Annotated in this window: 17 protein-coding genes and 1 pseudogene; 14 read left to right on the top strand and 4 right to left on the bottom strand. The window is 35.6% G+C overall.

Annotated features, from left to right (window positions below; all coding sequences use genetic code 11):
* Positions 1–6 precede the first annotated feature (6 nt).
* Positions 7–2,397 carry a DUF559 domain-containing protein gene (locus tag RMO83_RS14160; RefSeq protein ID WP_310560351.1) on the bottom strand — a complete coding sequence of 797 codons (2,391 nt, stop codon included), beginning with the start codon at positions 2,395–2,397 and terminating at the stop codon, positions 7–9.
* Between the two features lie 196 nt (positions 2,398–2,593).
* On the opposite strand from RMO83_RS14160, the gene RMO83_RS14165 reads away from it, so the two are divergent.
* The 7 genes from RMO83_RS14165 (at position 2,594) to frr (ending at position 7,432) form a co-directional block, all read left to right on the top strand.
* Positions 2,594–3,469 carry a permease-like cell division protein FtsX gene (locus tag RMO83_RS14165; protein ID WP_310560352.1) on the top strand — a complete coding sequence of 292 codons (876 nt, stop codon included), beginning with the start codon at positions 2,594–2,596 and terminating at the stop codon, positions 3,467–3,469.
* A 44-nt stretch (positions 3,470–3,513) separates the two neighbouring features.
* Positions 3,514–3,780, top strand: a complete 267-nt coding sequence (locus tag RMO83_RS14170) for a DUF3098 domain-containing protein (protein ID WP_310560353.1) — start codon at positions 3,514–3,516, stop codon at positions 3,778–3,780.
* Entirely contained in the window at positions 3,781–4,578 is a 798-nt protein-coding gene (locus tag RMO83_RS14175) for an undecaprenyl-diphosphate phosphatase (RefSeq protein WP_310560354.1), read from the top strand. It abuts the gene before it with no gap.
* A complete protein-coding gene (gene truB / locus RMO83_RS14180) occupies positions 4,578–5,285 on the top strand; it encodes a tRNA pseudouridine(55) synthase TruB (RefSeq protein ID WP_310560355.1) in 708 nt (235 codons plus the stop codon). Before RMO83_RS14175 ends, truB begins: the two co-directional genes overlap by 1 nt.
* Positions 5,275–5,838, top strand: a complete 564-nt coding sequence (locus RMO83_RS14185) for a hypothetical protein (protein WP_310560356.1) — start codon at positions 5,275–5,277, stop codon at positions 5,836–5,838. The genes truB and RMO83_RS14185 overlap by 11 nt, the downstream gene beginning before the upstream one ends.
* 251 nt (positions 5,839–6,089) lie before the next feature.
* Positions 6,090–6,797, top strand: a complete 708-nt coding sequence (gene pyrH / locus RMO83_RS14190) for a UMP kinase (protein ID WP_310560357.1) — start codon at positions 6,090–6,092, stop codon at positions 6,795–6,797.
* Positions 6,798–6,868: 71 nt separating this feature from the next.
* Positions 6,869–7,432 carry a ribosome recycling factor gene (gene frr / locus RMO83_RS14195; RefSeq protein ID WP_310560358.1) on the top strand — a complete coding sequence of 188 codons (564 nt, stop codon included), beginning with the start codon at positions 6,869–6,871 and terminating at the stop codon, positions 7,430–7,432.
* Between the two features lie 52 nt (positions 7,433–7,484).
* Here the strand turns inward: frr and RMO83_RS14200 are convergent, their stop codons facing one another.
* A complete protein-coding gene (locus tag RMO83_RS14200) occupies positions 7,485–9,755 on the bottom strand; it encodes a cation:proton antiporter (protein ID WP_310560359.1) in 2,271 nt (756 codons plus the stop codon).
* A 184-nt stretch (positions 9,756–9,939) separates the two neighbouring features.
* Between RMO83_RS14200 and RMO83_RS14205 the strand changes: the two genes are divergently transcribed.
* The 7 genes and pseudogenes from RMO83_RS14205 (at position 9,940) to RMO83_RS14235 (ending at position 19,585) form a co-directional block, all read left to right on the top strand.
* A complete protein-coding gene (locus RMO83_RS14205) occupies positions 9,940–12,357 on the top strand; it encodes an MMPL family transporter (protein WP_310560360.1) in 2,418 nt (805 codons plus the stop codon).
* Positions 12,358–12,779: 422 nt separating this feature from the next.
* Positions 12,780–14,213 (top strand): asparagine--tRNA ligase, encoded by a 1,434-nt coding sequence (asnS, locus tag RMO83_RS14210; RefSeq protein ID WP_310560361.1) that lies wholly within the window; start codon positions 12,780–12,782, stop codon positions 14,211–14,213.
* 88 nt (positions 14,214–14,301) lie between these two features.
* Positions 14,302–15,777 (top strand): RNA polymerase factor sigma-54, encoded by a 1,476-nt coding sequence (gene rpoN / locus RMO83_RS14215; RefSeq protein ID WP_310560362.1) that lies wholly within the window; start codon positions 14,302–14,304, stop codon positions 15,775–15,777.
* Between the two features lie 121 nt (positions 15,778–15,898).
* Positions 15,899–16,150 (top strand): hypothetical protein, encoded by a 252-nt coding sequence (locus RMO83_RS14220; protein WP_310560363.1) that lies wholly within the window; start codon positions 15,899–15,901, stop codon positions 16,148–16,150.
* The gene (locus RMO83_RS14225) at positions 16,150–16,428 is read left to right on the top strand and encodes a type II toxin-antitoxin system RelE/ParE family toxin (protein WP_310560364.1); all 279 of its coding nucleotides are present in this window, start codon (positions 16,150–16,152) and stop codon (positions 16,426–16,428) included. The genes RMO83_RS14220 and RMO83_RS14225 overlap by 1 nt, the downstream gene beginning before the upstream one ends.
* 4 nt (positions 16,429–16,432) lie before the next feature.
* Positions 16,433–16,558: pseudogene (locus RMO83_RS14230) on the top strand (hypothetical protein); the annotation flags it as partial.
* A gap of 951 nt (positions 16,559–17,509) precedes the next feature.
* Entirely contained in the window at positions 17,510–19,585 is a 2,076-nt protein-coding gene (locus RMO83_RS14235; RefSeq protein WP_310560365.1) for a TonB-dependent receptor domain-containing protein, read from the top strand.
* A gap of 248 nt (positions 19,586–19,833) precedes the next feature.
* Here RMO83_RS14235 and bioB read toward each other — a convergent pair whose 3' ends face one another.
* Positions 19,834–20,919, bottom strand: a complete 1,086-nt coding sequence (gene bioB / locus RMO83_RS14240; protein WP_310560366.1) for a biotin synthase BioB — start codon at positions 20,917–20,919, stop codon at positions 19,834–19,836.
* Between the two features lie 101 nt (positions 20,920–21,020).
* Positions 21,021–21,458: a hypothetical protein gene (locus RMO83_RS14245; RefSeq protein ID WP_310560367.1), complete on the bottom strand. Its 438-nt coding sequence runs from the start codon at positions 21,456–21,458 to the stop codon at positions 21,021–21,023.
* Positions 21,459–21,516: the final 58 nt, after the last annotated feature.

Below are 21,516 nucleotides of genomic sequence, written 5' to 3' on the forward strand. Positions count from 1 at the left end.
CCCTGATTAATCAGTTTTTTTGAATGGTTCTTCGGTTGGTGCAAAACCTTTGTCTTTCAGGAATTTGTTCCAAAAACGGGAATACAATAAGTGACCTGTAGCGTGTTCGCTTCCGCCAATGTATAAATCTACGCTTTCCCAATATTTCAAAGCTTCCTTGCTTGCAAATTCATTCTCATTGTGCGCATCCATATAACGCATCCAATACCAAGAACTTCCTGCCCAACCTGGCATTGTGTTCAATTCAAGAGGAAATATTGTTATATTGTCAATCAACTGAGTACTTACCACTGAACACTTAGCACTATCCCAAGCCCAAACCAAAGCATTTCCTAAAGGCGGCAATCCGTCTTCAGTTGGCAAATATTTCTCCACTTCCGGCAATACGATTGGCAAATATTTTGCATCAATCATTTGCGGTAAGCCATTCACATAATATACCGGAAAGGGTTCGCCCCAATATCTTTGGCGGGAGAAAACTGCATCACGCAAACGGTAGTTGATTTTCCCTTTTCCTTGGTTTATTTTTTCGAGTTCTTCAATGACTTTTTTGGTCGCTTCTTTGTAATTTAATCCATTTAAGAAATCTGAATTGGCAATAACGACATTGTCTTTAGAACCATAAGCTTCTTTAGAGATGTCGACATTGGCAAAAATATTTTTGATCTCTTGCATTCCGTTTTGATCTTTGAAGAAATTGGCGAAAGCATAATCTCTTTCGTCACCGCAAGGAACCGCCATTACAGCACCTGTTCCATAACCTGCAAGTACATAATCGCCAATCCAAACTGGAATTGGTTCTTTGGTAAACGGATGCTCCGCATAAGCTCCTGTAAAAACTCCCGAAATGGTTTTTACATCCGCCATACGCTCTCTTTCAGAACGTTTTGCGGTTTTTTCGATATAAGCATCTACCGCAGCTTTTTGTTCCGGAGTGGTAATTTGTGAAACCAATTCGTGTTCTGGAGCGAGTGTCATAAAGGTAACCCCGAAGATGGTGTCTGGACGAGTGGTGAAAATCCTCACCCCAGCCCTCTCCAAAGGAGAGGGAGCCGAAACTAGATTCGTTATATCCGCCTTTCTATTGCTTAATTCTTGTTTTATTCTGGATAAAACATTGCAAATTTCAAATTTAACTTCTTCGTTCGTAAATCGAATAACTTTGAAAAGATGCTTTTGTTCTAATTCTAAAGTTCTTTCTTCATCAGATTCAATTTGTTCTGTCGCATTGTGATATCCACCATCAACTTCTATAATTAACTTTTTTTCTAAACAAACAAAATCAACAATATATACACCTATCAAATGCTGTCTCCTGAATTTGTCGTTTAATTTTCTATTTCTAATTTCATCCCACAACATTGCTTCTTCCAGTGTTGGCTCCTTTCGCATTTCTTTGGCGTGACCTAATAATGTCGATGCCGTTTGTGAATCTCCAGTCATATATCCTGCATCGGCTCCCTCTCCTTTGGAGAGGGCTGGGGTGAGGATTTTAAATTCCACCATCGCCCCAACACTCCTTCCAATCCAGTTTCTTTGACTTTCTTTAATACTTTCGCTCCAATCAATATCATTTAAACCTTGAAGCAAACGTTCGGCATAAGCAGAAATTCTCATACTCCATTGGGTCATTTTCTTGCGAATCACTGGAAATCCACCACGTTCTGAAACGCCGTTTACGATTTCGTCATTGGCTAAAACAGTTCCTAATCCGGGACACCAGTTGACTTCGGTTTCAGCCAAATAAGTTAAACGGTATTGTAATAGTATTTTTTGTTGGTCTTCCGACGAAAATGAGTTCCATTCGCTTGACGAAAAAACTGTAATATTATCATCGCAAACTGCATTAACATTGACATTACCATCTGTTTCAAAAATGGAAACCAAAATCGAAATATCTTCGGCTTTGTCGGTATTTTTATTGTACCAAGAATTGAATAATTGAATGAAAATCCACTGTGTGTGCTTGTAATAATCCGGATTCGAAGTGCGCACTTCACGACTCCAATCGAATGAAAATCCAATTTTGTCCAATTGTTTACGGTAACCGGCAATTTTATTTCCTTCTTTGTCCACACCACCGTCAATATTTACCGAAGTAGTGTCTTCGGGACGTTGACCCGTTTGTATTGCATATTGTTCGGCAGGTAATCCAAAACTGTCGTAACCCATTGGATGCAAAATATTAAAACCACGATGTCTTTTGTATCGTGAGTACACATCCGACGCGATGTAACCCAGCGGATGTCCTACATGCAATCCTGCACCAGACGGATAAGGAAACATATCCAAAACATAATATTTTGGCTTTTCGGAGTTGTTTTCGGCTGCAAAAGTTTGATTTTCGGCCCAATAGTTTTGCCATTTGGCTTCGATTTCGTTCGGATTGTATTTCATTATTCTGTTAATGGTTTAGGGTTTGTGGTTTAGGGTTCTGGCTTTTAAGATAATAACAACAAACCAAAAACAACAAACAACAAACGAAAAATGAGTGGCAAATTTACATTTATTGCACGAAAGTTGAAAGTTTGAGCGTTATTAACTTTAAATAAAGAAATTGTTTGTTATTTTTACCCCATAATTCCAATAGACTATGGCATCTTCATTTGATAAATTTCAAAAACGCAGGTTACTTTCCTCTTATTTCTCAGTAGTTTTAAGTGTATTTTTGGTCTTATTCCTTTTAGGAATACTGGGCTTTTTTATTATAAATTCTCATAAACTAGCAGACAATTTTAGGGAAAAAATTGCGATGACCGTATTTTTCAAGAACGATGCTAATGATAGTATTTTAAAGGCTTTTGGAAGAGATTTAAAAACCGCGAAGTTCACTAAATCTTTTGTCTATGTTTCCAAAGAAGCTGCCGCAAAGCAACATACCGACATAATTGGCGAGGATTTTATGACATTTCTAGGCACCAATCCATTGCAAAATTCGTATGACATCAATCTGAAAGCGGATTATGTAGAAAAAGATAGTATTACAAAAATTGAGAGGCAATTGAATAAAAATAATATGGTTTCTGATATTGTATATGACAAACAACTGGTAAATTTAGTCAATGACAACATTCAAAAAGTAAGTATGTGGATTTTAATAATCAGCGGATTCTTGACCATTATCGCTGTTTTACTAATAAATAGTTCCTTACGTTTGTCGATACATTCTCATCGATTTATTATTAAAACAATGCAAATGGTGGGCGCAACAAAAGCATTTATCAGAAAACCATTTGTAATGCGAAGTATCAAATTAGGAATGATTGGCGCTGGTTTTGCGATTATAGCACTTATTGGAGTGTTAATTTACCTTCAAACCAACTTCCCAGATTTAGGAATTCTAGACGACCAATTACTGGTTGCCCTTGTGTTATTGTTAGTTTTTGGCATGGGTGTTTTGATTACTTGGTTAAGCACTTATTTTGCCACACAAAGATTTTTGAATTTAAGAACCGACGATTTATATTAATTTAAATATGCGGGTGAGATTGCTTCGTGCCTCGCAACGACAAAATGAAAAAACAAAAACTAGAATTAGACCAAAAACAAGAAGATATTCATGAATTCCTTTTTGAAAAAATAAATTATAAAATCCTACTTATTGGTATTGCAGTAATTACACTTGGCTTTATCTTAATGTCTGGAGGAGGAAGTGATGATCCAAATGTATTTAACGAAGAGGTTTTCAGCTTTAGAAGAATCCGTTTGGCTCCAACTACTGTTTTAATAGGGTTTGGAATCACAATTTATGCTATTCTTAAAAATCCTAAAAAAGTATAAATGAATACTTTTCAAGCTATTATAATTGCCATAATCGAAGGAATTACGGAATTTTTGCCCGTTTCATCTACCGGTCATATGATACTTGCCTCTTCCTATTTTGGCATTGAACACGATGAATTTACCAAACTTTTTACGATTGTCATTCAATTGGGAGCAATACTTTCAGTTGTAGTTTTGTATTTTAAACGCTTTTTCCAATCTTTTGATTTTTATTTCAAATTGCTGGTAGCTTTTATTCCTGCAGTAGTTTTTGGATTACTTTTAGGTAAAAAAATTGATGCTTTACTCGAAAGTCCATTAACGGTTGCCGTTTCACTTTTGATTGGTGGACTTATTTTATTAAAAGTAGACGATTGGTTCAGTAAACCAGAAGAAGTGCAAACATCGAACGAAATCAGTTATTTGCAAGCTTTTAAAATCGGTTTGTTTCAATGTTTAGCGATGGTTCCAGGAGTTTCAAGAAGTGGTGCTTCGATTGTTGGAGGAATGTCACAAAAATTATCTCGAACCACTGCCGCCGAATTCTCTTTTTTTCTAGCCGTACCAACAATGCTCGGCGCAACAGCAAAAAAATGTTACGATTATTACAAAGACGGACTAGTTTTATCTCACGATCAAATCAATTTTTTGGTCATTGGAAATGTTGTTGCTTTTATTGTAGCGCTTATTGCCATTAAGTCTTTTATTGGATTTTTGACAAAAAACGGTTTCAAAGTATTTGGTTATTATCGCATTGCTGCTGGAATTATTTTATTGGCAATTCACTTTTTCATTCATCCATTGACTGTAATTTAATGTCTGCCGAAGATTATTTAAACGGACAAATCATCTTAATTGACAAACCTTTGCATTGGACTTCGTTTCAGGCAGTCAATAAAATGAAATATGCATTAATCAACAAAGTGGGACTTCCAAAAAAATTTAAAATTGGTCATGCAGGAACTTTAGACCCATTGGCAAGTGGATTATTACTGGTTTGCACGGGCAAATTCACCAAAAGAATTTCCGAACTTCAAGGTCAAGTGAAAGAGTATACAGGTACTTTTTACATTGGAGCCACCACACCATCCTACGATTTAGAAACAGAAATAGACCAAACTTTCAATATTTCGCATATTGATGAAGCTTTGATTACGGAAACGGTAAAACAGTTTTTGGGAGAAATCGACCAAAAACCACCTATTTTTTCGGCTATAAAAAAAGACGGAATCCGTCTTTATGAGCATGCTCGTATTGGAGAATCTATCGAAATTGAAAGCCGTAAAACGACCATTCATGAATTTGAAATTACCCGAATAGCGCTTCCTGAAATTGACTTCAGAGTGGTTTGCAGCAAAGGAACTTATATTCGCTCCTTAGGGTATGATTTTGGAAAAGCCATGAATTCTGGTTCGCATTTAACGGTTTTGCGAAGAACAAAAATCGGCGATTATAATGTGATTAATGGCATTGATGTAATTAAGTTTGAGGCTTCATTAAACTCCACACCTTTTGAAAAATAATTTCATTTTAATGTTATCGTTTTTATTTGCTATAAACACGTTCTCTCAAACTGTTTTCACTACTGTGAATCCTGCTCAGAAAACCAAAACAAAACCTACTTACGCTCAATACGATTTCACGTTGGCATTTAAAGGAAACCCAAATGCTGGCGAAACAAATGAATACACAAACGATAAAGAATCTTGGTTTTTACCGGATGGACTAGGAGCTAAAATGGGTTGTGGTTTACATTATCACAAATGGGTTGCTTTAGGAATTCACACCGGTATAAATTGGGAATGGACTAATAAACTGGTAGTTGTTCCTGTGTTTGCTAATTTTAAATTAAGTCCAAAAATAGGCGACGAAACAAGGATTGTTCTTCAAACAGGGATTGGAAAAGCCGTTGCTTTAGGCAGAGGTGGTTTATCTGGAGATTATAAAAAAATAAGTTTAGGGCTTCAAAACGACGATGCGCTGTTTTTTATTGAAATTAGCCAATATGATTTTCGCATAAATGATCAAAAAAATAGTGGGGATATTAGTTTAGGATTATCTGTAATCCAATTTTAAAAATTAAAAACTATTTAGCTTTTGGTTTTAAAGAGTTTTTATTACTGATATAAAATGACTTGTACTTTTGCATCCAAAAAGAACAATAGAAACTCAAACATCAAAAGGTGCAAATTTCTGAACTAAAAATAACTACTATTTTTTTAGAAAACATAATTTTAAAAAAACAGATTATAACTATATTTGCACGATTCAAAATACTAGGATTTGATCTTGCAGCCGCATTTTACCAAATTTTAAATAACTATTAAATGAAATATAAAAGAATTCTTCTAAAATTAAGTGGTGAAGCCTTGATGGGCGAAAGACAATATGGAATTGATCCTGCAAGACTTGCAGAGTATGCCGAAGAAATCAAAAAAGTTCATGACAAAGGAGTTGAGATCGCAATTGTAATAGGCGGCGGAAATATTTTTAGAGGAGTTGCTGGCGCTAGCAATGGTATGGATCGCGTTCAAGGCGATTATATGGGAATGCTGGCCACCGTAATTAATGGAATGGCACTGCAAGGCGCACTAGAAGACAAGGGAATGAAAACGCGTTTGCAGACTGCGCTAAAAATGGAATCTATTGCAGAACCTTATATAAAAAGAAGAGCCGATCGTCATCTTGAGAAAGGAAGAATCGTAATTTTTGGAGCTGGTACAGGTAATCCATACTTTACGACTGATACTGCCGCCGTTTTGCGTGGCGTAGAAATTAACGCTGATGTTATTCTTAAAGGAACTCGCGTAGACGGTGTTTATACCGCCGATCCTGAAAAAGATGCCACAGCAACAAAATTCAACTACATCTCGTTTGATGATGTATTAAAAAAAGGGTTAAATGTTATGGACACCACTGCATTTACGTTAAGCCAAGAAAATAAACTTCCTATTGTAATTTTTGATATGAATAAAAAAGGTAATTTATTGAAAATTTGCGAAGGAGAAAACGTAGGAACTGAAGTAAATATATAAGTTTATAGTTTTGGGTTTGTGGTTTATAGTTAACTACAAACCACAAATCACAAACCACAAACAACAAAGTTATGACTGAAGAAATTGAATTTATTTTAGATAGCACCCAAGAATCTATGGCGGGTTCTATTGCACATTTAGAAAAATCATTCTTAAATATCCGTGCGGGAAAAGCTTCTCCAGCAATGCTAGGAAGTGTTTTTGTTGATTATTATGGATCTGCAACACCGCTTTCCCAAGTGTCCAAGATTAGCGTTCCCGATGCTAGAACCATCACATTGCAACCTTTTGAAAAAAACATGCTTCATACTATTGAAAAAGCAATTATGATTGCCAATCTTGGTTTCAATCCTATGAATAATGGAGATGTAATCATCATCAGTGTTCCGCCTTTGACCGAAGATAGAAGACGAGATTTGGCAAAGCAAGCAAAGTCAGAAGCCGAAGATGCAAAAATTGGAATTAGAAATGCCCGTAAAGAGGCCAATACCGAGATAAAGAAGCTAGAAAAAGAAGGGACCTCAGAAGACATTTGTAAAAGTGCCGAGGAAGAAGTTCAAATCTTGACCAATAATTTTATCAAAAAAATTGACGAGCATCTTGTTCATAAAGAAGCCGAAATTATGAAAGTGTAACTTCCAAAAAAGCCATAAAAAAACCGCTAGAAATTTCGGGATTTTTTATAGTTTACTGCTTTAATATCAATACCGAAGGAACTCTCCTTAGCCAAATACTATATTTATCCAAAAGCACTTTCCAGCTTTCGACACTTATAATCATTAGATCTAATTTTGTTAAAAAATCTTTTTTAATGATTTTGTTGTTTATTAAATTGACATTTTCTGGATAGGTCTTTTGCAATGAATCTAAAGCACTTTTGAGAACAAAATTAGTGTTTATGCTTTCGTTTACATCTAAAATGATGATTTGGGACTCATTGTTGTTAATCAATTTCTGAGCGTAATCTAATAAAAAGGTGTCTTCTGAACTAAAAATCGGAATAATAACCTGATGTACTTGATTTAAATCTTTGTCAATCAAAATTCCCAACGGAGTTTTAGTTTTCGCAATAATCTGTCTTGTTCTTTCATCAAAAGGAGAATTTTCAAACAAGCCTTCTTTTCCCGTGAATTTATCAATCAACCGGTCGGGATTAATAATTCTAGTGGTAAATCCTAACACTTTTCCAAGCAATGAACCTTCAAAAATAGATTTTCCCAGACCAATCAAAAGCAAATCATATTCACCATTATTAGCAACCTCGGCAATATTAGATTCGATATCAACTGTAGCTTTAAACAAAGTCGTAATTTCTTGATTCAAGATTTTGGATTCGACAATTAATGGCAAAAATTTGTCTTTTTCATACTGTTCTAAATTGTAGGCATGCACTTCGTCGCTTAATGTAAGATGCATAGCTGTAACTGTTGATTTGTCTTTCTTCTTTTTTACTAAACTATTAGCGAGTCTCAAAAGCGACTTCCCTTTTTCGTTATTTCCAAATGAAAGTAAAATTTTATATTTTTCACCATTAAAAACGTCTTCTAAAACATTCTCATCTTTAGTCTTAAAAATATAATTTATAATATTCAACGTTGGACCTGTCATAAAGGTGGTGACTAATGCCATAATAACCATCATTGTAAATACTTCTGGAGTAAGCACTTTTAGGTCTAGACCAATATTCAAAACTATCAATTCCATCAAGCCTCTTGTGTTCATCAAAGCGCCAATAGTCAAGCTATCACGCCAGCTTTGCCCCACAAACTTTGCCGCTAAAGCACTTCCAAAAAACTTGCCTACAACAGCAACTAGTATTATAAATCCGGTAACTTTCCAAAGATAGGGATCGTTAAGCAGTCCTATTTGTGTTCGCAACCCTGTAAAGACAAAAAACAAAGGAAGCAATAATATCACCGAAACATCTTCGACTTTTTCTATAAAAAGATTTCTAAATTTAGTGATGTCAGGCATAATTACACCCGTCATAAAAGCACCAAAAAGTGCGTGAATTCCAATAATTTCGGTAGCGTAAGAGGAAATTATTAATATTAAAAAGAAAATGGCGACAACAGGTTTGTTCAAACTATCTTTGGTCGCGTATAATTCCCCAATTTTCTTTAAAAATGGTTTTACTACAAAAAGCATCGCAAGGACATAAACAACTGCCATACCAATAATGTATAAAGAACTCACGAAAGTTCCTGCTTTTACAATGGCGATTACTGCGGCAAGAAGGCACCATGCGGTAATATCATCGGCAGCAGCACAAGTAATTACTATCGCTCCCAATTTGGTTTTATGAATGCCTCTTTCTTGCACAATTCTTGCCAAAACAGGAAATGCGGTGATGCTCATCGCAATTCCCATAAAAAGAGCAAAGGGCAAAAAAGCAACTCCTACTGGAGCAAATTTAAAATAAACAAAATAAGCTAAACCTATTCCCAATGCAAAAGGGAATACAATACTCGCATGACTAATCACAATGGCGTCTTTAGCCCTATTTTGTAGCACTTTCAAATCGAGTTCCATACCAATGACGTACATAAAAAGAATAAGCCCGATTTGGCTTAAAAACTGCAAATTTCCTAAAGACGCAACTGGAAATAAAGTCAAAGAAAATTCCGGAAAATACAAGCCAAGCAAGGAAGGTCCAAGAACTATTCCTGCAATTATCTCTCCAATTACCGATGGCTGACCAATTTTTCTAAAAACCCAGCCAAAAAATCGAGCGACTACTATTATGGTGATAATTTGCGCCAAAAGTATGGCTAAAGGGTGATGCAGATTAAGCGACATCGAATCGATAAAATCATTCCAATGCCCATTTTCTACTAATGGAAGTAAGGTTTTTTTATGAACTTCTAAACCTTTTCCCAGCGATAAAATCCAATAAATCAAAGCCGTAAAACCTCCTGTAATTACTAAATAAAATATGGTGTTTTTGTGCTTTTTCATAAGTGACGAGGTCAATAAATTTCAAACAAAGATGCAAAATCCAAATATATAAATTACATCTCATACATTTATTTTATTGTAAAATAAAAATAAAAAATTAACACTTAAATTAACAAAAAGGTTCTTTTAAAACGAATAATATAAAGCACTGATTACCTACCTTTGCGCAGTTTAAATGTAGAGAATGATTAAGTGGTTTAGTTTAGGATTTTGGGAATTAATTGCCCGCGTAGTCCTTAGAAACAGAATTTTGATGTTGTCGATTATTGTAGCGATAACCGTTTTATTGGCATTGCAATGGAAAAATATTCATTTTACCCAAACGGAAGCCAACATGCTACCCGACGACAATATCGTCAACATTGAGTACAATGCTTTTTTGAACAAATTTGGCGAAGAAGGAAATCTAGTTGTTATTGGTGTCAAAGACAAGACCTTTTTCACCCCAAAAGCTTTTAAAGCCTGGACTAAATTAATGAATAGTCTGAAAGAAGACAAAGCCGTTGATTTAGTAATTTCAATAAACGATTTAAAAAAACTACAAAAAAACGAAGCGCTCGAAAAATTTGAATTGGTTCCTTTTGTCAATCAAGATAAAACCTCCGACCAAGTTTATCTGGAGAAAATAAAAAAGGAACTTTTCAATGATTTGCCTTTTTACGAAGGTTTACTTTTTAACAAAAAATCAGGAACCATTCGTTCTGCGGTTTATTTAGATAAGAGAATTGTAAACACTCCAGCCCGAAAAGATTTTATCCTAAAAAAATTAGTTCCAGCTTTACAAGCATTTGAAGAAGAAACCAAAATTGACCTTCGTGTTTCAGGAATGCCTTACATCCGAACGCTCAACGCTCAGACTATTATTGGTGAAATCAGCATCTTTATTGGTGCATCTTTATTGGTAACTTCGCTGCTTTTCTTTTTCTTTTTCAGAAGTTTTAGAGCTACTTTAATTTCGATAATCATTGTGGTTATTGGCGTAATGTGGTCTTTTGGGTTCTTGGGATTGTTGAATTATGAAATTACTGTTCTAACTGCCTTGGTTCCTTCTTTGATTATTGTCATCGGAATTCCCAATTGTATTTTCTTGACCAACAAATACCATCAGGAATACAAAGTTCACCGAAACAAAGCCAAAGCCCTGCAACGCGTTACGACCAAAGTAGGTATGGCGACTTTGCTAACCAACGTGACCACCGCAATTGGTTTTTTTACCTTTATTTCCTCAAACAACAAGCTACTCATTGAGTTTGGAAATGTGACTTCCATCAACATTTTGGCATTGTTCTTTCTGTGCATCATCGTAATCCCTATTTTTCACAGTTACATTCCCGCACCCAAAGATCGCCACATCGAGCATTTAGATCGAGGTTATGTAAAATCATTTATGGATTGGATTTTACGAAATATAAAATACAACCGCTTTTCGATATACGTAGTTGCTGTTTCGCTTCTTGTCATTAGCATTATAGGAATTTACAAAATGCGAATTTCAGGAAGTATCATAGAAGATATGCCAAAAAAAGAAGCCTTTTTTAAAGACATTATTTTCTTCGAAAAAGAATTTGATGGTATAATGCCGTTGGAAATTATGATTGACACCAAACGCAAAAAAGGTGTTATGAAACTGTCAACACTAAATCGAATGGACGAATTGGAACAAGCCATTGACGAAATTCCAGAATTGTCTAAACCAATTTCTATTGTCAATTTGGTCAAATATTCTAAACAAGCCTATTATAACGGAAATCCAGATTACTACGAATTACCGACTTCACAAGAGCAATCGTTTATTTTGTCGTATGCCAAAAATGCAACTAAAAACTCGAAAGAAAATCTGATGAAAAGCTATGTCGATTCGACAGGACAGTTTGCTCGAATTACCACATTTATGCGTGACGAAAACGGTGATGCTATTCCTAGAATTGAAGCCGAAATCCGAAAAGAAGCCGATAAAATTTTTCCGAAAAATCAATATAATGTGACTATTACCGGAAAAGCACTGGTTTTCCAAAAGGGAACCGGTTACTTATTGAATAACTTACTTTCATCTTTGATTTTCGCTTTTTTCTTGACCGCACTTTTAATTGGATTTATGTTTCGCTCTTTCAAAATGATTTTGGTTTCCATCATCCCAAATCTATTGCCTTTGCTGCTAACCGCAGGAATTATGGGCTTTTTTGACATTCCCTTGAAACCTTCAACTATATTGGTTTTCGGAATCGCCTTTGGGCTTTCGGTCGATGATACCGTCCGATTCTTGGCGCAATATCGAGAGGAACTAAAGAAAAACAACTGGAAAATCCGCAAATCTGTCTATGCAACATTCGCTGATGCTGGACTTAGTATGTTTTATACTTCCATAGTTTTGTTCTTTGGATTTTCAGTTTTTATGTTGTCTAGTTTTGGAGGAACAATTGCCCTTGGCGGACTGATTTCATTGACTTTATTATTCGGAATGTTGTCCAATTTAATGTTATTGCCGGCATTGGTTTTAACCCTAAATAAAACATTGGCTAACGAGCAGGAATTCATCGAACCCAAAATTGACATCATCGAACCAACCGACGAAGAAATTGACAATTTAGAAAAGAAAAACTAGCTTTTTTATCTGGAGCTAATTCCCGCTGTACGTTTCAAACTTGTTCAATAAAGACTATTTTTCTAAGCAAAAAAAGGGGCTTCTAAGGTCGCTCTTTTTCTGAAAGAAAAATTAGGCTCTATTTATACAAGGTTTTCCGCTTCCATCGGGGCTAAAAAGCAACCAATATCTAATTTACTGATTTTACGCTGCTTTTTTTATCATTTTAGCTGCAAATTTGCCCCATAAAAATAGCATTTAGTTTATTCCTTTGCATAGAAAAATTACAAAACTAAATTTTGAACGAAGAAATTTGGAGTTATTTAATTCCCGAATAGGTGATTTCACACAACGACTTTTCCAAACAAATCGATTATATTTGTAATTCGATTTAGATTTATTTTGAAATCCTAAATCCTAAATTTGAAAATCCTAATTCGAAAATGAAACACACCAGAGTTAAAGACTTATTAAACAGCAGCACGACACTTCAAGGCGTAAATGCAAAAGGTTGGGTAAGAACTTTTAGAAACAATCAATTTATTGCGCTGAACGACGGTTCGACCATCAATAACATACAATGCGTGGTCGATTTTGAAAATACGCCCGAAGAAACCCTAAAAAGAATTACTACTGGAGCCGCCATTTCGGTTACGGGAGATTTGGTAGAAAGCAAAGGAGCAGGACAGAAATATGAAATCAAAGTGGCGAAACTGGAAATTCTTGGCGATTCGGATGCGGAGAAATTCCCGATGCAACCAAAAAAACATTCCTTGGAATTCTTGCGTGAAAATGCGCATTTAAGAGTTCGTACCAATGCTTTTGGAGCGATTATGCGCATTCGTTCGGTTTTGTCTTTTGCAGTTCACAGCTATTTTCAACAAAAAGGATTTGTGTATGTTAATACACCAATTATCACTGGTGCTGATGCCGAAGGTGCTGGCGAAATGTTTCAGGTGACTTCCTTGCCATTAGATAATTTGCCGAAAAATGAAGAAGGCAACATTGACTATAAAAAAGATTTCTTCGGAAAACATACCAACTTAACGGTTTCTGGACAATTAGAAGGCGAAACTTTTGCGATGGCTTTGGGTCAGATTTATACTTTTGGACCCACATTTAGAGCCGAAAATTCGAACACTTCTCGTCACTTGGCTGAGTTTTGGATGATTGAACCCGAAGTGGCTTTCAATGATTTGAATGACAATATGGACTTGGCCGAAGATTTTATCCAATATGTAATCAAATATGCGATGGATAAATGTGGCGATGATTTGAAATTTTTAGAAGGTCGTTTGTTGGAAGAAGAAAAATCGAAACCACAAGCCGAAAGGAGCGAAATGACTTTGCTGGAAAAACTAAACTTTGTGTTGGAAAACAATTTCAAACGTGTGTCGTATACTGAAGCCATTGATATTTTGAGAGATTGTACACCAAACAAAAAGAAAAAATTTCAATACATCATCAACGAATGGGGCGCTGATTTACAATCAGAACACGAGCGCTATTTAGTTGAAAAGCACTTTAAATCTCCCGTAATTTTGTTTGATTATCCGGCGAATATCAAGGCCTTTTATATGCGTTTGAATGAAGACGGAAAAACAGTTCGTGCAATGGACATCCTTTTTCCAGGAATCGGAGAAATCGTGGGAGGTTCACAAAGAGAGGAACGTTTTGAGGTGCTCGTCGAAAAAATGAAAGCCTTAGGAATCGACGAAGAAGAATTGTGGTGGTATTTAGATACACGTAAATTCGGAAGTGCGGTTCACTCTGGTTTTGGACTTGGATTCGAAAGATTGGTTCTTTTCGTAACTGGAATGACCAACATTCGTGACGTAATTCCTTTTCCGAGAACGCCGATGAATGCAGATTTTTAATGACGTTATAAGTTAAAAGTTATTAGTAAAGCGTGTTTGATACGACTTAGCTCTTAACCCTTAACTCTTAACCCTTAACTCTAAAAAAATGTTAAAACAATTTCTAAATCTTAAGCTTTCCCAAAAATTATCTCCTCAACAAATCCAGTTGATGAAGTTAATTCAATTGCCTACGCAAGCATTCGAACAGCGTTTGATGGAAGAAATGAATGAGAATCCGGCATTGGAAACAGGAAGCGATGAGGAAGAAATTTACGATAAAGACGAATTCGACAATGATGATACCAACGACGAATTCGATGATTATGATGACAATGAAACCGAAGACATCAGCGACATCAATATTGACGAATATTTAAGCAGCGACGAAACTCCAGACTACAAAACCCAAGCCAATAACTATAGCGATGACGATGAGGAACGTGAGTCGCCATTGGTTGCACCAATTAGTTTTCACCAAGATTTAATCAATCAGTTGAATACTTTTATATTGAATGATGACGAGCGAGAAATTGCAGAATTTTTGGTTGGAAGCATTGATGATATGGGTTATCTCCGTCGAAGTATTCCCGATTTAGTAGATGATATGGCGTTTACTCAAGGCATTTACACTGACGAAAAAACAGTAGAGAGAATGTTGCACATCATTCATGAATTGGAACCTTCTGGCGTTGGCGCACGTGATTTACAGGAATGTTTGCTGTTGCAATTGAAACACAAAACACCCACAGAATATGTGGCTTTGGCAATGGATATTATCGAAAATCAGTTTGACGCTTTTACCAAAAAACATTACGACAAACTAGTCCAAAAACAGGCTGTTTCGAATGAGCAACTCAAAACTGCCATTCACGAAATAGAAAAACTGAACCCAAAACCGGGAGGATCTTTTACCGGAAGCAACAAAATCACCGAACACGTAGTTCCTGATTTTGCCATTCGGATTGTCGAAGAGGAATTGGTTTTGACCCTCAACGGAAGAAATGCCCCTTCCCTACACGTTTCCAAGGATTATCAGGAAATGATGCAGACGTACAAAAGTTCCCGTGACAAATCGAATGCTCAGAAAGATGCAGTTCAGTTTATCAAACAAAAGCTGGATTCGGCTAAATGGTTTATTGACGCCATCAAACAGCGACAAGAAACGCTTTATGTGACAATGAACGCTATAATGCATTATCAGAAGGAATTCTTTTTGGGCGGTGACGAAACCAAACTCAAACCGATGATCTTGAAAGACATCGCCGATTTAGTGGGTCTTGACATTTCGACCATATCTCGTGTGGCGAATAGCAAATATGTTGAAACGCCGTATGGAACAAAACTGATTAAAGAATTCTTCTCTGAAGCGATGAAAAACGATCAAGGCGAAGAGGTTTCGACTCTCGAAATCAAGAAAATTTTACAAAATACCATCGAAGAGGAAGACAAAAAAAAACCACTTCCAGACGACCAACTCGCCGAAATTCTTTTGGAAAAAGGCTATCCTATCGCACGGAGAACCATTGCAAAATATAGAGAACAACTCGATATTCCTGTGGCGAGGATGCGGAAAAAGATTTGAGATTGCTGATTTTTGATTAACGATTTTTGATTTCAGATTTATTAATTAATTGCACCTATAAATTTTAATTTATGATTGCATTTCGTTATTTATACGTATATTTACCGTAAATCTTACAGATATGATACAGGCAAAAAACAGAAAAGAAATAACATTAGATACTCAAACTCTTTCTATTCTTCAATTTCAAGCTGAAAAACAAGGTAGGAATCTCAAAAATTATATGGAACAAATACTTAAAGAACAAGCAAATAATTTTGAACTTACTGACGGATATAAAACAATGATGGATGAAATGTTGGATAAACACGAAAAAGGAGCGTTAAAATACACTTCTTGGAAAGATGCTAAAAAACAGTTGTTCATGAAATAATGGAGTATTTTATTGAAATTTCAGAGGAGGCAAAAGCAAATATTGAAGAGGCTTTAAATTATTATTCTGTTATTTCTACTTCGCTCAAAGATAGATTCGAAGCTGAATTGTCTAAATCTATAGATTTATTAAGTAAAAATCCTTTGCAGCATCAAATAAGATATAGAAAAATCCGTATTGCTTTTACAAGTGTATTTCCATACGGGATTCATTATATTGTTGAAAATGAGTATGTCTATATTTTTAATATACTACACACCAAAAGGTTTTTTAAATAAATAACCACTTCCAGACGATCAACTCGCCGAAATCCTATTAGAAAAAGGCTATCCAATTGCTCGAAGAACCATTGCAAAATATCGTGAACAACTCGACATTCCTGTGGCGAGGATGCGGAAGAAAATGTAAAGATTGCAGGTTGCAGATTGCAGATTTGGACGAATCTCATCCGGGTAGAACCCAGATGGGGGATTGTAAATTATAAATAATTTGAAATTCCTTTGAGGAAAAATAAAAGACCAACTATAATTAGCACTGTAGCTGCAAACCAGCCTTGTAAATCTTTTGAATTAGAAAACAGATCAACATTTTTTCTAAAAAAACCGTTGTTAACTTTATAAAGCCATTTTGAATAAAAAAAGCCGATGATAATGCTTAATAACGGCAAAATAATATCTTGTATTATAATTTTTCTGCTTTTGCATCGATATACCTATCTATTCCCATAATTTTAAGACCCAGCTGCGCAAAGTCTTCAGACTTTGAGCTTTTTTTTGAAATGTTCTTGAAAACGGAAAATCCTATATCAGTCTCCCGACTTTTTCCGTAAATGACTTGCTTGATAGTTTTTTTTATTCAAATATAATAGTTTTTACTACAAATAAACATTTATTTTGACTGCTTAACTTTGCGGACTGTAGGAATGTGTGCGAAGTCTGAGACGTTCGCACAGCGCATCAGACTTCTAACAATGTTTTCTTTTAGTAGAACACTTCGGACAGCTGATGATTTTGAGATTTCAGGTCTAGAAATTTAACCTACACCAATTTTAACTTTTGTTAATTCCGAATCAAAATCCAAAATGCTTTTTTTATTTTAAAAATAAACTATCTTTGACCCGTCTCAAAGGGGTGCTAGATTTCAAATTAGAATGACAGCTGAGATTATACCCATCGAACCTGAACAGGTAATGCTGTTAAGGGAAAATAGAATCAAAGAGGAAGTGCACGTCGTCTGGACATTCAAAACAATCAACTTTTAATTTAACAAAAGAATAATTCCCCCTTTTATTCGTAAAACTATTTACGGATGAACTATTTATTTTATTTAAAAAAGACAAAATCTAATTGTCTATTCTCTATGCTCTTTTCTCTATTTTCTTTAATCGCTTTTGCACAGGAAAAAGAAAAAGACACCACCAAAATCAATAGACTCGATGAAGTCTTAGTTTCGGCCGTTCGTGTCACAACAAAAACGCCGGTCTCTTTCAGTAATTTGGACAAAAAAGAAATCAAGTTTCGAAATTTAGGTCAAGACATTCCTATTTTGATGAATTATTTACCATCAGTTGTTACCACTTCCGATGCTGGAAATGGTGTGGGCTACACCGGAATTCGAGTTCGTGGTAGCGATGCCACTCGTGTCAATGTTACCATCAACGGAATTCCATACAACGATTCCGAAAGCCATGGAACCTATTGGGTCAATATGCCCGATTTTGCTTCCTCATTAGAGAGTATTCAATTGCAACGCGGAGTGGGAACCTCAACCAATGGTGCTGGAGCGTTTGGAGCTAGCTTGAATATGCTTACCGACTCCTATTCTGAAAAAGCAAGGGGTGAAATTTCAAGTTCTTTTGGCAGTTTTAACACCAATAAAAACACAGTGAAATTCAGTAGCGGTTTGTTGAATGACCATTTTGAAATTGCAGGACGTTTGTCCACATTGAAATCAGATGGTTATGTTGATAGAGGAAGTTCCAATTTGAAATCCTATTTTCTTCAAGGAACTTATGTCGGCAATACAACTTTGATTAAAGCTTTGGCCTTTGGCGGAACGGAGAAAACCTATCAATCTTGGAACGGAATCGACGCAGCCACTTTAGAAACCGACAGAACTTTCAACTCGTCTGGAATGTTTACCGATGCGTTTGGAAAAATACGTTTCTATGACAACGAAACCGACAATTACCAGCAAGATCATTATCAGTTGCATTGGAACGAAAAAATTACTGGAAATTGGAACACGAATTTGGCTTTTCATTACACTAAAGGAAAAGGGTATTATGAAAATTATAAAGAAGATGCAACTTTTGCAGATTACGGATTACTTCCTGTGGGAACCGAAACTTCTACAGATTTAATTCGTCAAAAATGGTTGGACAATGATTTTTACGGAACTACTTTTTCAGCCAATTATAAATCAGAGAAGTTGGATGTCATTCTTGGCGGAGGTTGGAATAAATATGAAGGCGATCATTTTGGTAAAGTGATTTGGGCACGATATGCTTCGCAAAGCGAATTGGGTGACCACTATTACAATGATGCAGCAACAAAAACGGATGGAAATACTTTTGCCAAAGCCAATTATCAAATCACCGAAAAAATAAGTTTGTTTGGCGATTTGCAACTTCGAAATGTGCATTATCAAGCTGATAGTCCAGAAACAGGAGTGGTCAATGACAACTTCACTTTCTTTAATCCAAAGGCAGGTTTGAATTATGATATTAACGCCAATAACAAATTGTATTTTTCGTATGCCAAAGCCAATAGGGAACCCAACCGAACCGATTATGAAAACGGAAATCCAAAACCCGAAAAGTTAAATGACTATGAATTGGGTTGGAGATTGGAGACTGAGAATGTAAAAATAAATACGAATATTTATTATATGGCCTACAAAGACCAATTGATTTTGACCGGAAAACTCGACGATGTAGGAAATCCGATTCGCTCTAATAGCGATAAAAGCTATCGTCTAGGTCTCGAAATTGATGCAACTATTACTCTTTCAGAAAAGTGGATCATTAGACCCAATTTTACTTTGAGTAACAATAAAAATGTAGATTTAAACATTGGCTTTGGCAACGTTACTACCGATATTGCCTATTCGCCCAATTTTATTGCAGGAAATATTTTTATGTACAAACCTATTGAAGGTTTGCAAATCTCACTTTTACAAAAATTTGTTGGCAAACAATTTATGAATAATAGCGACTCGCCAGAATCTATCCTTGAAAGTTATTTTATCAATGATATTAATGTTGGGTACGAATTCAAGCCAAAATCGGTCTTTAAATCGATAATGATAACGGGATTAATCAATAATGTTTTTGATAAGAAATATGTTTCAAATGGTTATATGTGGGATGTGTATCCTTATTATTATCCTCAGGCAGGAATCAACTTATTGGTAGGATTGAACTTGAAGTTTTAAAATATTTTTAGTCTATATTTTGACGATTAGACTAAAATCAAAATTTTAGAAAAATTTATACTTAATGTAGCAACAAATGAGCTCGATGTTTTATCGAGCTCATTTTGTTTAATTTGAATTTATTCTTTCGCTATAGTAATAGTTTACATAATGAATTAATTTATTCTGTTGAACGTACTTACAGACTATAGAATAAATCTAATTTTAATCTAATTTTGGGCAACTATTCGAAGAAGACTTAGAATAGTTTATTTCATTTTGACCGTTGCCTCGACATTTCTTTCGATTGTATGTCCTGGACGCGACCATTTTGGTTTTTCGCCTAGAGGTGCAAATTTAGAATCAGCTGCTTCAACGGATTCACGTTGGTGCGCTTTTGCAAATGGTTGCTGGTTTTTTAATCCCAAGATTTCAAACATTTTCATATCTTCATTCAGGTCATTATTAGGGGTAGTAAGCAACTTATCGCCTGAAAAAATAGAATTGGCACCCGCAAAAAAGCACATTGCTTGCCCTTCTCTACTCCAGTTTATTCTTCCTGCCGAAAGACGAACTTGGGTTTCTGGCATAACAATTCGGGTTGTAGCTACCATTCGAATCATTTCCCAAATTTCAATTAATTCTTCTGCGGCAAGTGGTGTTCCTTCTACAGGAACTAATGCATTTATAGGTACAGATTCTGGCTGCGGATTTAAAGTGGCAAGTGCAACTAACATTCCAGCTCGGTCTTCGATACTTTCGCCCATTCCAATAATTCCACCACTACATACCGTAATATTAGTTTTGCGAACATTATCGATAGTTTGTAAACGGTCTTCAAAACCTCGAGTCGAAATTACTTCTTTATAATATTCTTCAGACGTGTCAATGTTGTGGTTGTAGGCATACAAACCCGCTTCGGCCAATCGTTGTGCCTGATTTTCGGTAATCATTCCTAGCGTGCAACACACTTCCATATCCATTTTGTTGATGGTACGAACCATTTCTAGCACTTGGTCAAATTCGGCACCGTCTTTTACATTTCTCCAAGCAGCTCCCATACAAACTCGGGATGAACCAGCTTCTTTTGCCTTATCAGCCTGCACTTTTACATCTTCAACAGACATTAAAAGGTTAGTTTCTATATTGGTATGATACCGTTTGGCTTGCGGACAATATCCACAATCTTCTGAGCATCCACCAGTCTTTATTGATATTAGGGTCGATATTTGAACTACGTTTGGGTCGTGATGTTCTCTGTGAATAGTGGCAGCTTCATAAAGCAATTCCATCAAGGGCTTATTATAAACAGCAATAATTTCTTCTTTTGTCCAGTCGTGTCTTGTAATACTCATCGATGTGATTTTTTGATGCATCAAAAGTAGTTAAATTGTTCCAATCGACAAAGATGTGTTGCTGAAAAACAGATTCAAAACTAAATTTTAAGAATCCACTACTACTCTTTAGTAAAGCGATTGTTCCATTTCAACATGGTAAATAGAGTTACAATTACTGAACCGGCAACTCCTTCAAAAAGCAAGCAGATGGAATAGGTTACTACGGATGGATTACCACCAAACAAGAAATTTTTGGATAATGATTGCACGTAGCTATCTCCGCCGTGGATATAGCTGTAAATAATTAGTCCGGCAACACTTAACGCTACACCAATAAGAGAGGTTACCATAGCTGAAATTGCATTAGAAGCGAAAGTTTTTTTCCCTTCAGCAATATTCATTTGTATTGTTTTGTTTACGCCATAATAGACGAATATAATGTTTAAGAAACGTAAGAAAAACACATCTGCAAATCCCAAAGCGTTCATCACTAAAAAATAAACGCCAATCGCGATGAAGATTGTGGCACCATTGAAAACTTCTTTTGATACTTTCATGTGATTGGTTGTTAAAAGGTTAAAAAACAATACTCTATTGATATAGAACTGAATACAT

The organism is Flavobacterium sp., from assembly GCF_031423415.1.
Lineage (GTDB): Bacteria > Bacteroidota > Bacteroidia > Flavobacteriales > Flavobacteriaceae > Flavobacterium.

What these genes read in the sequence shown, in the direction of transcription:
- RMO83_RS14225 (WP_310560364.1), top strand. Translation starts at nt 16,150, where the DNA reads ATGGAGTATTTTATTGAAATTTCAGAGGAGGCAAAAGCAAATATTGAA.
- RMO83_RS14220 (WP_310560363.1), top strand. Translation starts at nt 15,899, where the DNA reads ATGATACAGGCAAAAAACAGAAAAGAAATAACATTAGATACTCAAACT.
- RMO83_RS14245 (WP_310560367.1), bottom strand. Translation starts at nt 21,458, where the DNA reads ATGAAAGTATCAAAAGAAGTTTTCAATGGTGCCACAATCTTCATCGCG.
- asnS (WP_310560361.1), top strand. Translation starts at nt 12,780, where the DNA reads ATGAAACACACCAGAGTTAAAGACTTATTAAACAGCAGCACGACACTT.
- RMO83_RS14200 (WP_310560359.1), bottom strand. Translation starts at nt 9,755, where the DNA reads ATGAAAAAGCACAAAAACACCATATTTTATTTAGTAATTACAGGAGGT.
- RMO83_RS14165 (WP_310560352.1), top strand. Translation starts at nt 2,594, where the DNA reads ATGGCATCTTCATTTGATAAATTTCAAAAACGCAGGTTACTTTCCTCT.
- RMO83_RS14160 (WP_310560351.1), bottom strand. Translation starts at nt 2,397, where the DNA reads ATGAAATACAATCCGAACGAAATCGAAGCCAAATGGCAAAACTATTGG.
- RMO83_RS14170 (WP_310560353.1), top strand. Translation starts at nt 3,514, where the DNA reads ATGAAAAAACAAAAACTAGAATTAGACCAAAAACAAGAAGATATTCAT.
- RMO83_RS14205 (WP_310560360.1), top strand. Translation starts at nt 9,940, where the DNA reads ATGATTAAGTGGTTTAGTTTAGGATTTTGGGAATTAATTGCCCGCGTA.
- pyrH (WP_310560357.1), top strand. Translation starts at nt 6,090, where the DNA reads ATGAAATATAAAAGAATTCTTCTAAAATTAAGTGGTGAAGCCTTGATG.
- RMO83_RS14235 (WP_310560365.1), top strand. Translation starts at nt 17,510, where the DNA reads ATGCTCTTTTCTCTATTTTCTTTAATCGCTTTTGCACAGGAAAAAGAA.
- bioB (WP_310560366.1), bottom strand. Translation starts at nt 20,919, where the DNA reads ATGAGTATTACAAGACACGACTGGACAAAAGAAGAAATTATTGCTGTT.
- frr (WP_310560358.1), top strand. Translation starts at nt 6,869, where the DNA reads ATGACTGAAGAAATTGAATTTATTTTAGATAGCACCCAAGAATCTATG.
- truB (WP_310560355.1), top strand. Translation starts at nt 4,578, where the DNA reads ATGTCTGCCGAAGATTATTTAAACGGACAAATCATCTTAATTGACAAA.
- rpoN (WP_310560362.1), top strand. Translation starts at nt 14,302, where the DNA reads ATGTTAAAACAATTTCTAAATCTTAAGCTTTCCCAAAAATTATCTCCT.
- RMO83_RS14175 (WP_310560354.1), top strand. Translation starts at nt 3,781, where the DNA reads ATGAATACTTTTCAAGCTATTATAATTGCCATAATCGAAGGAATTACG.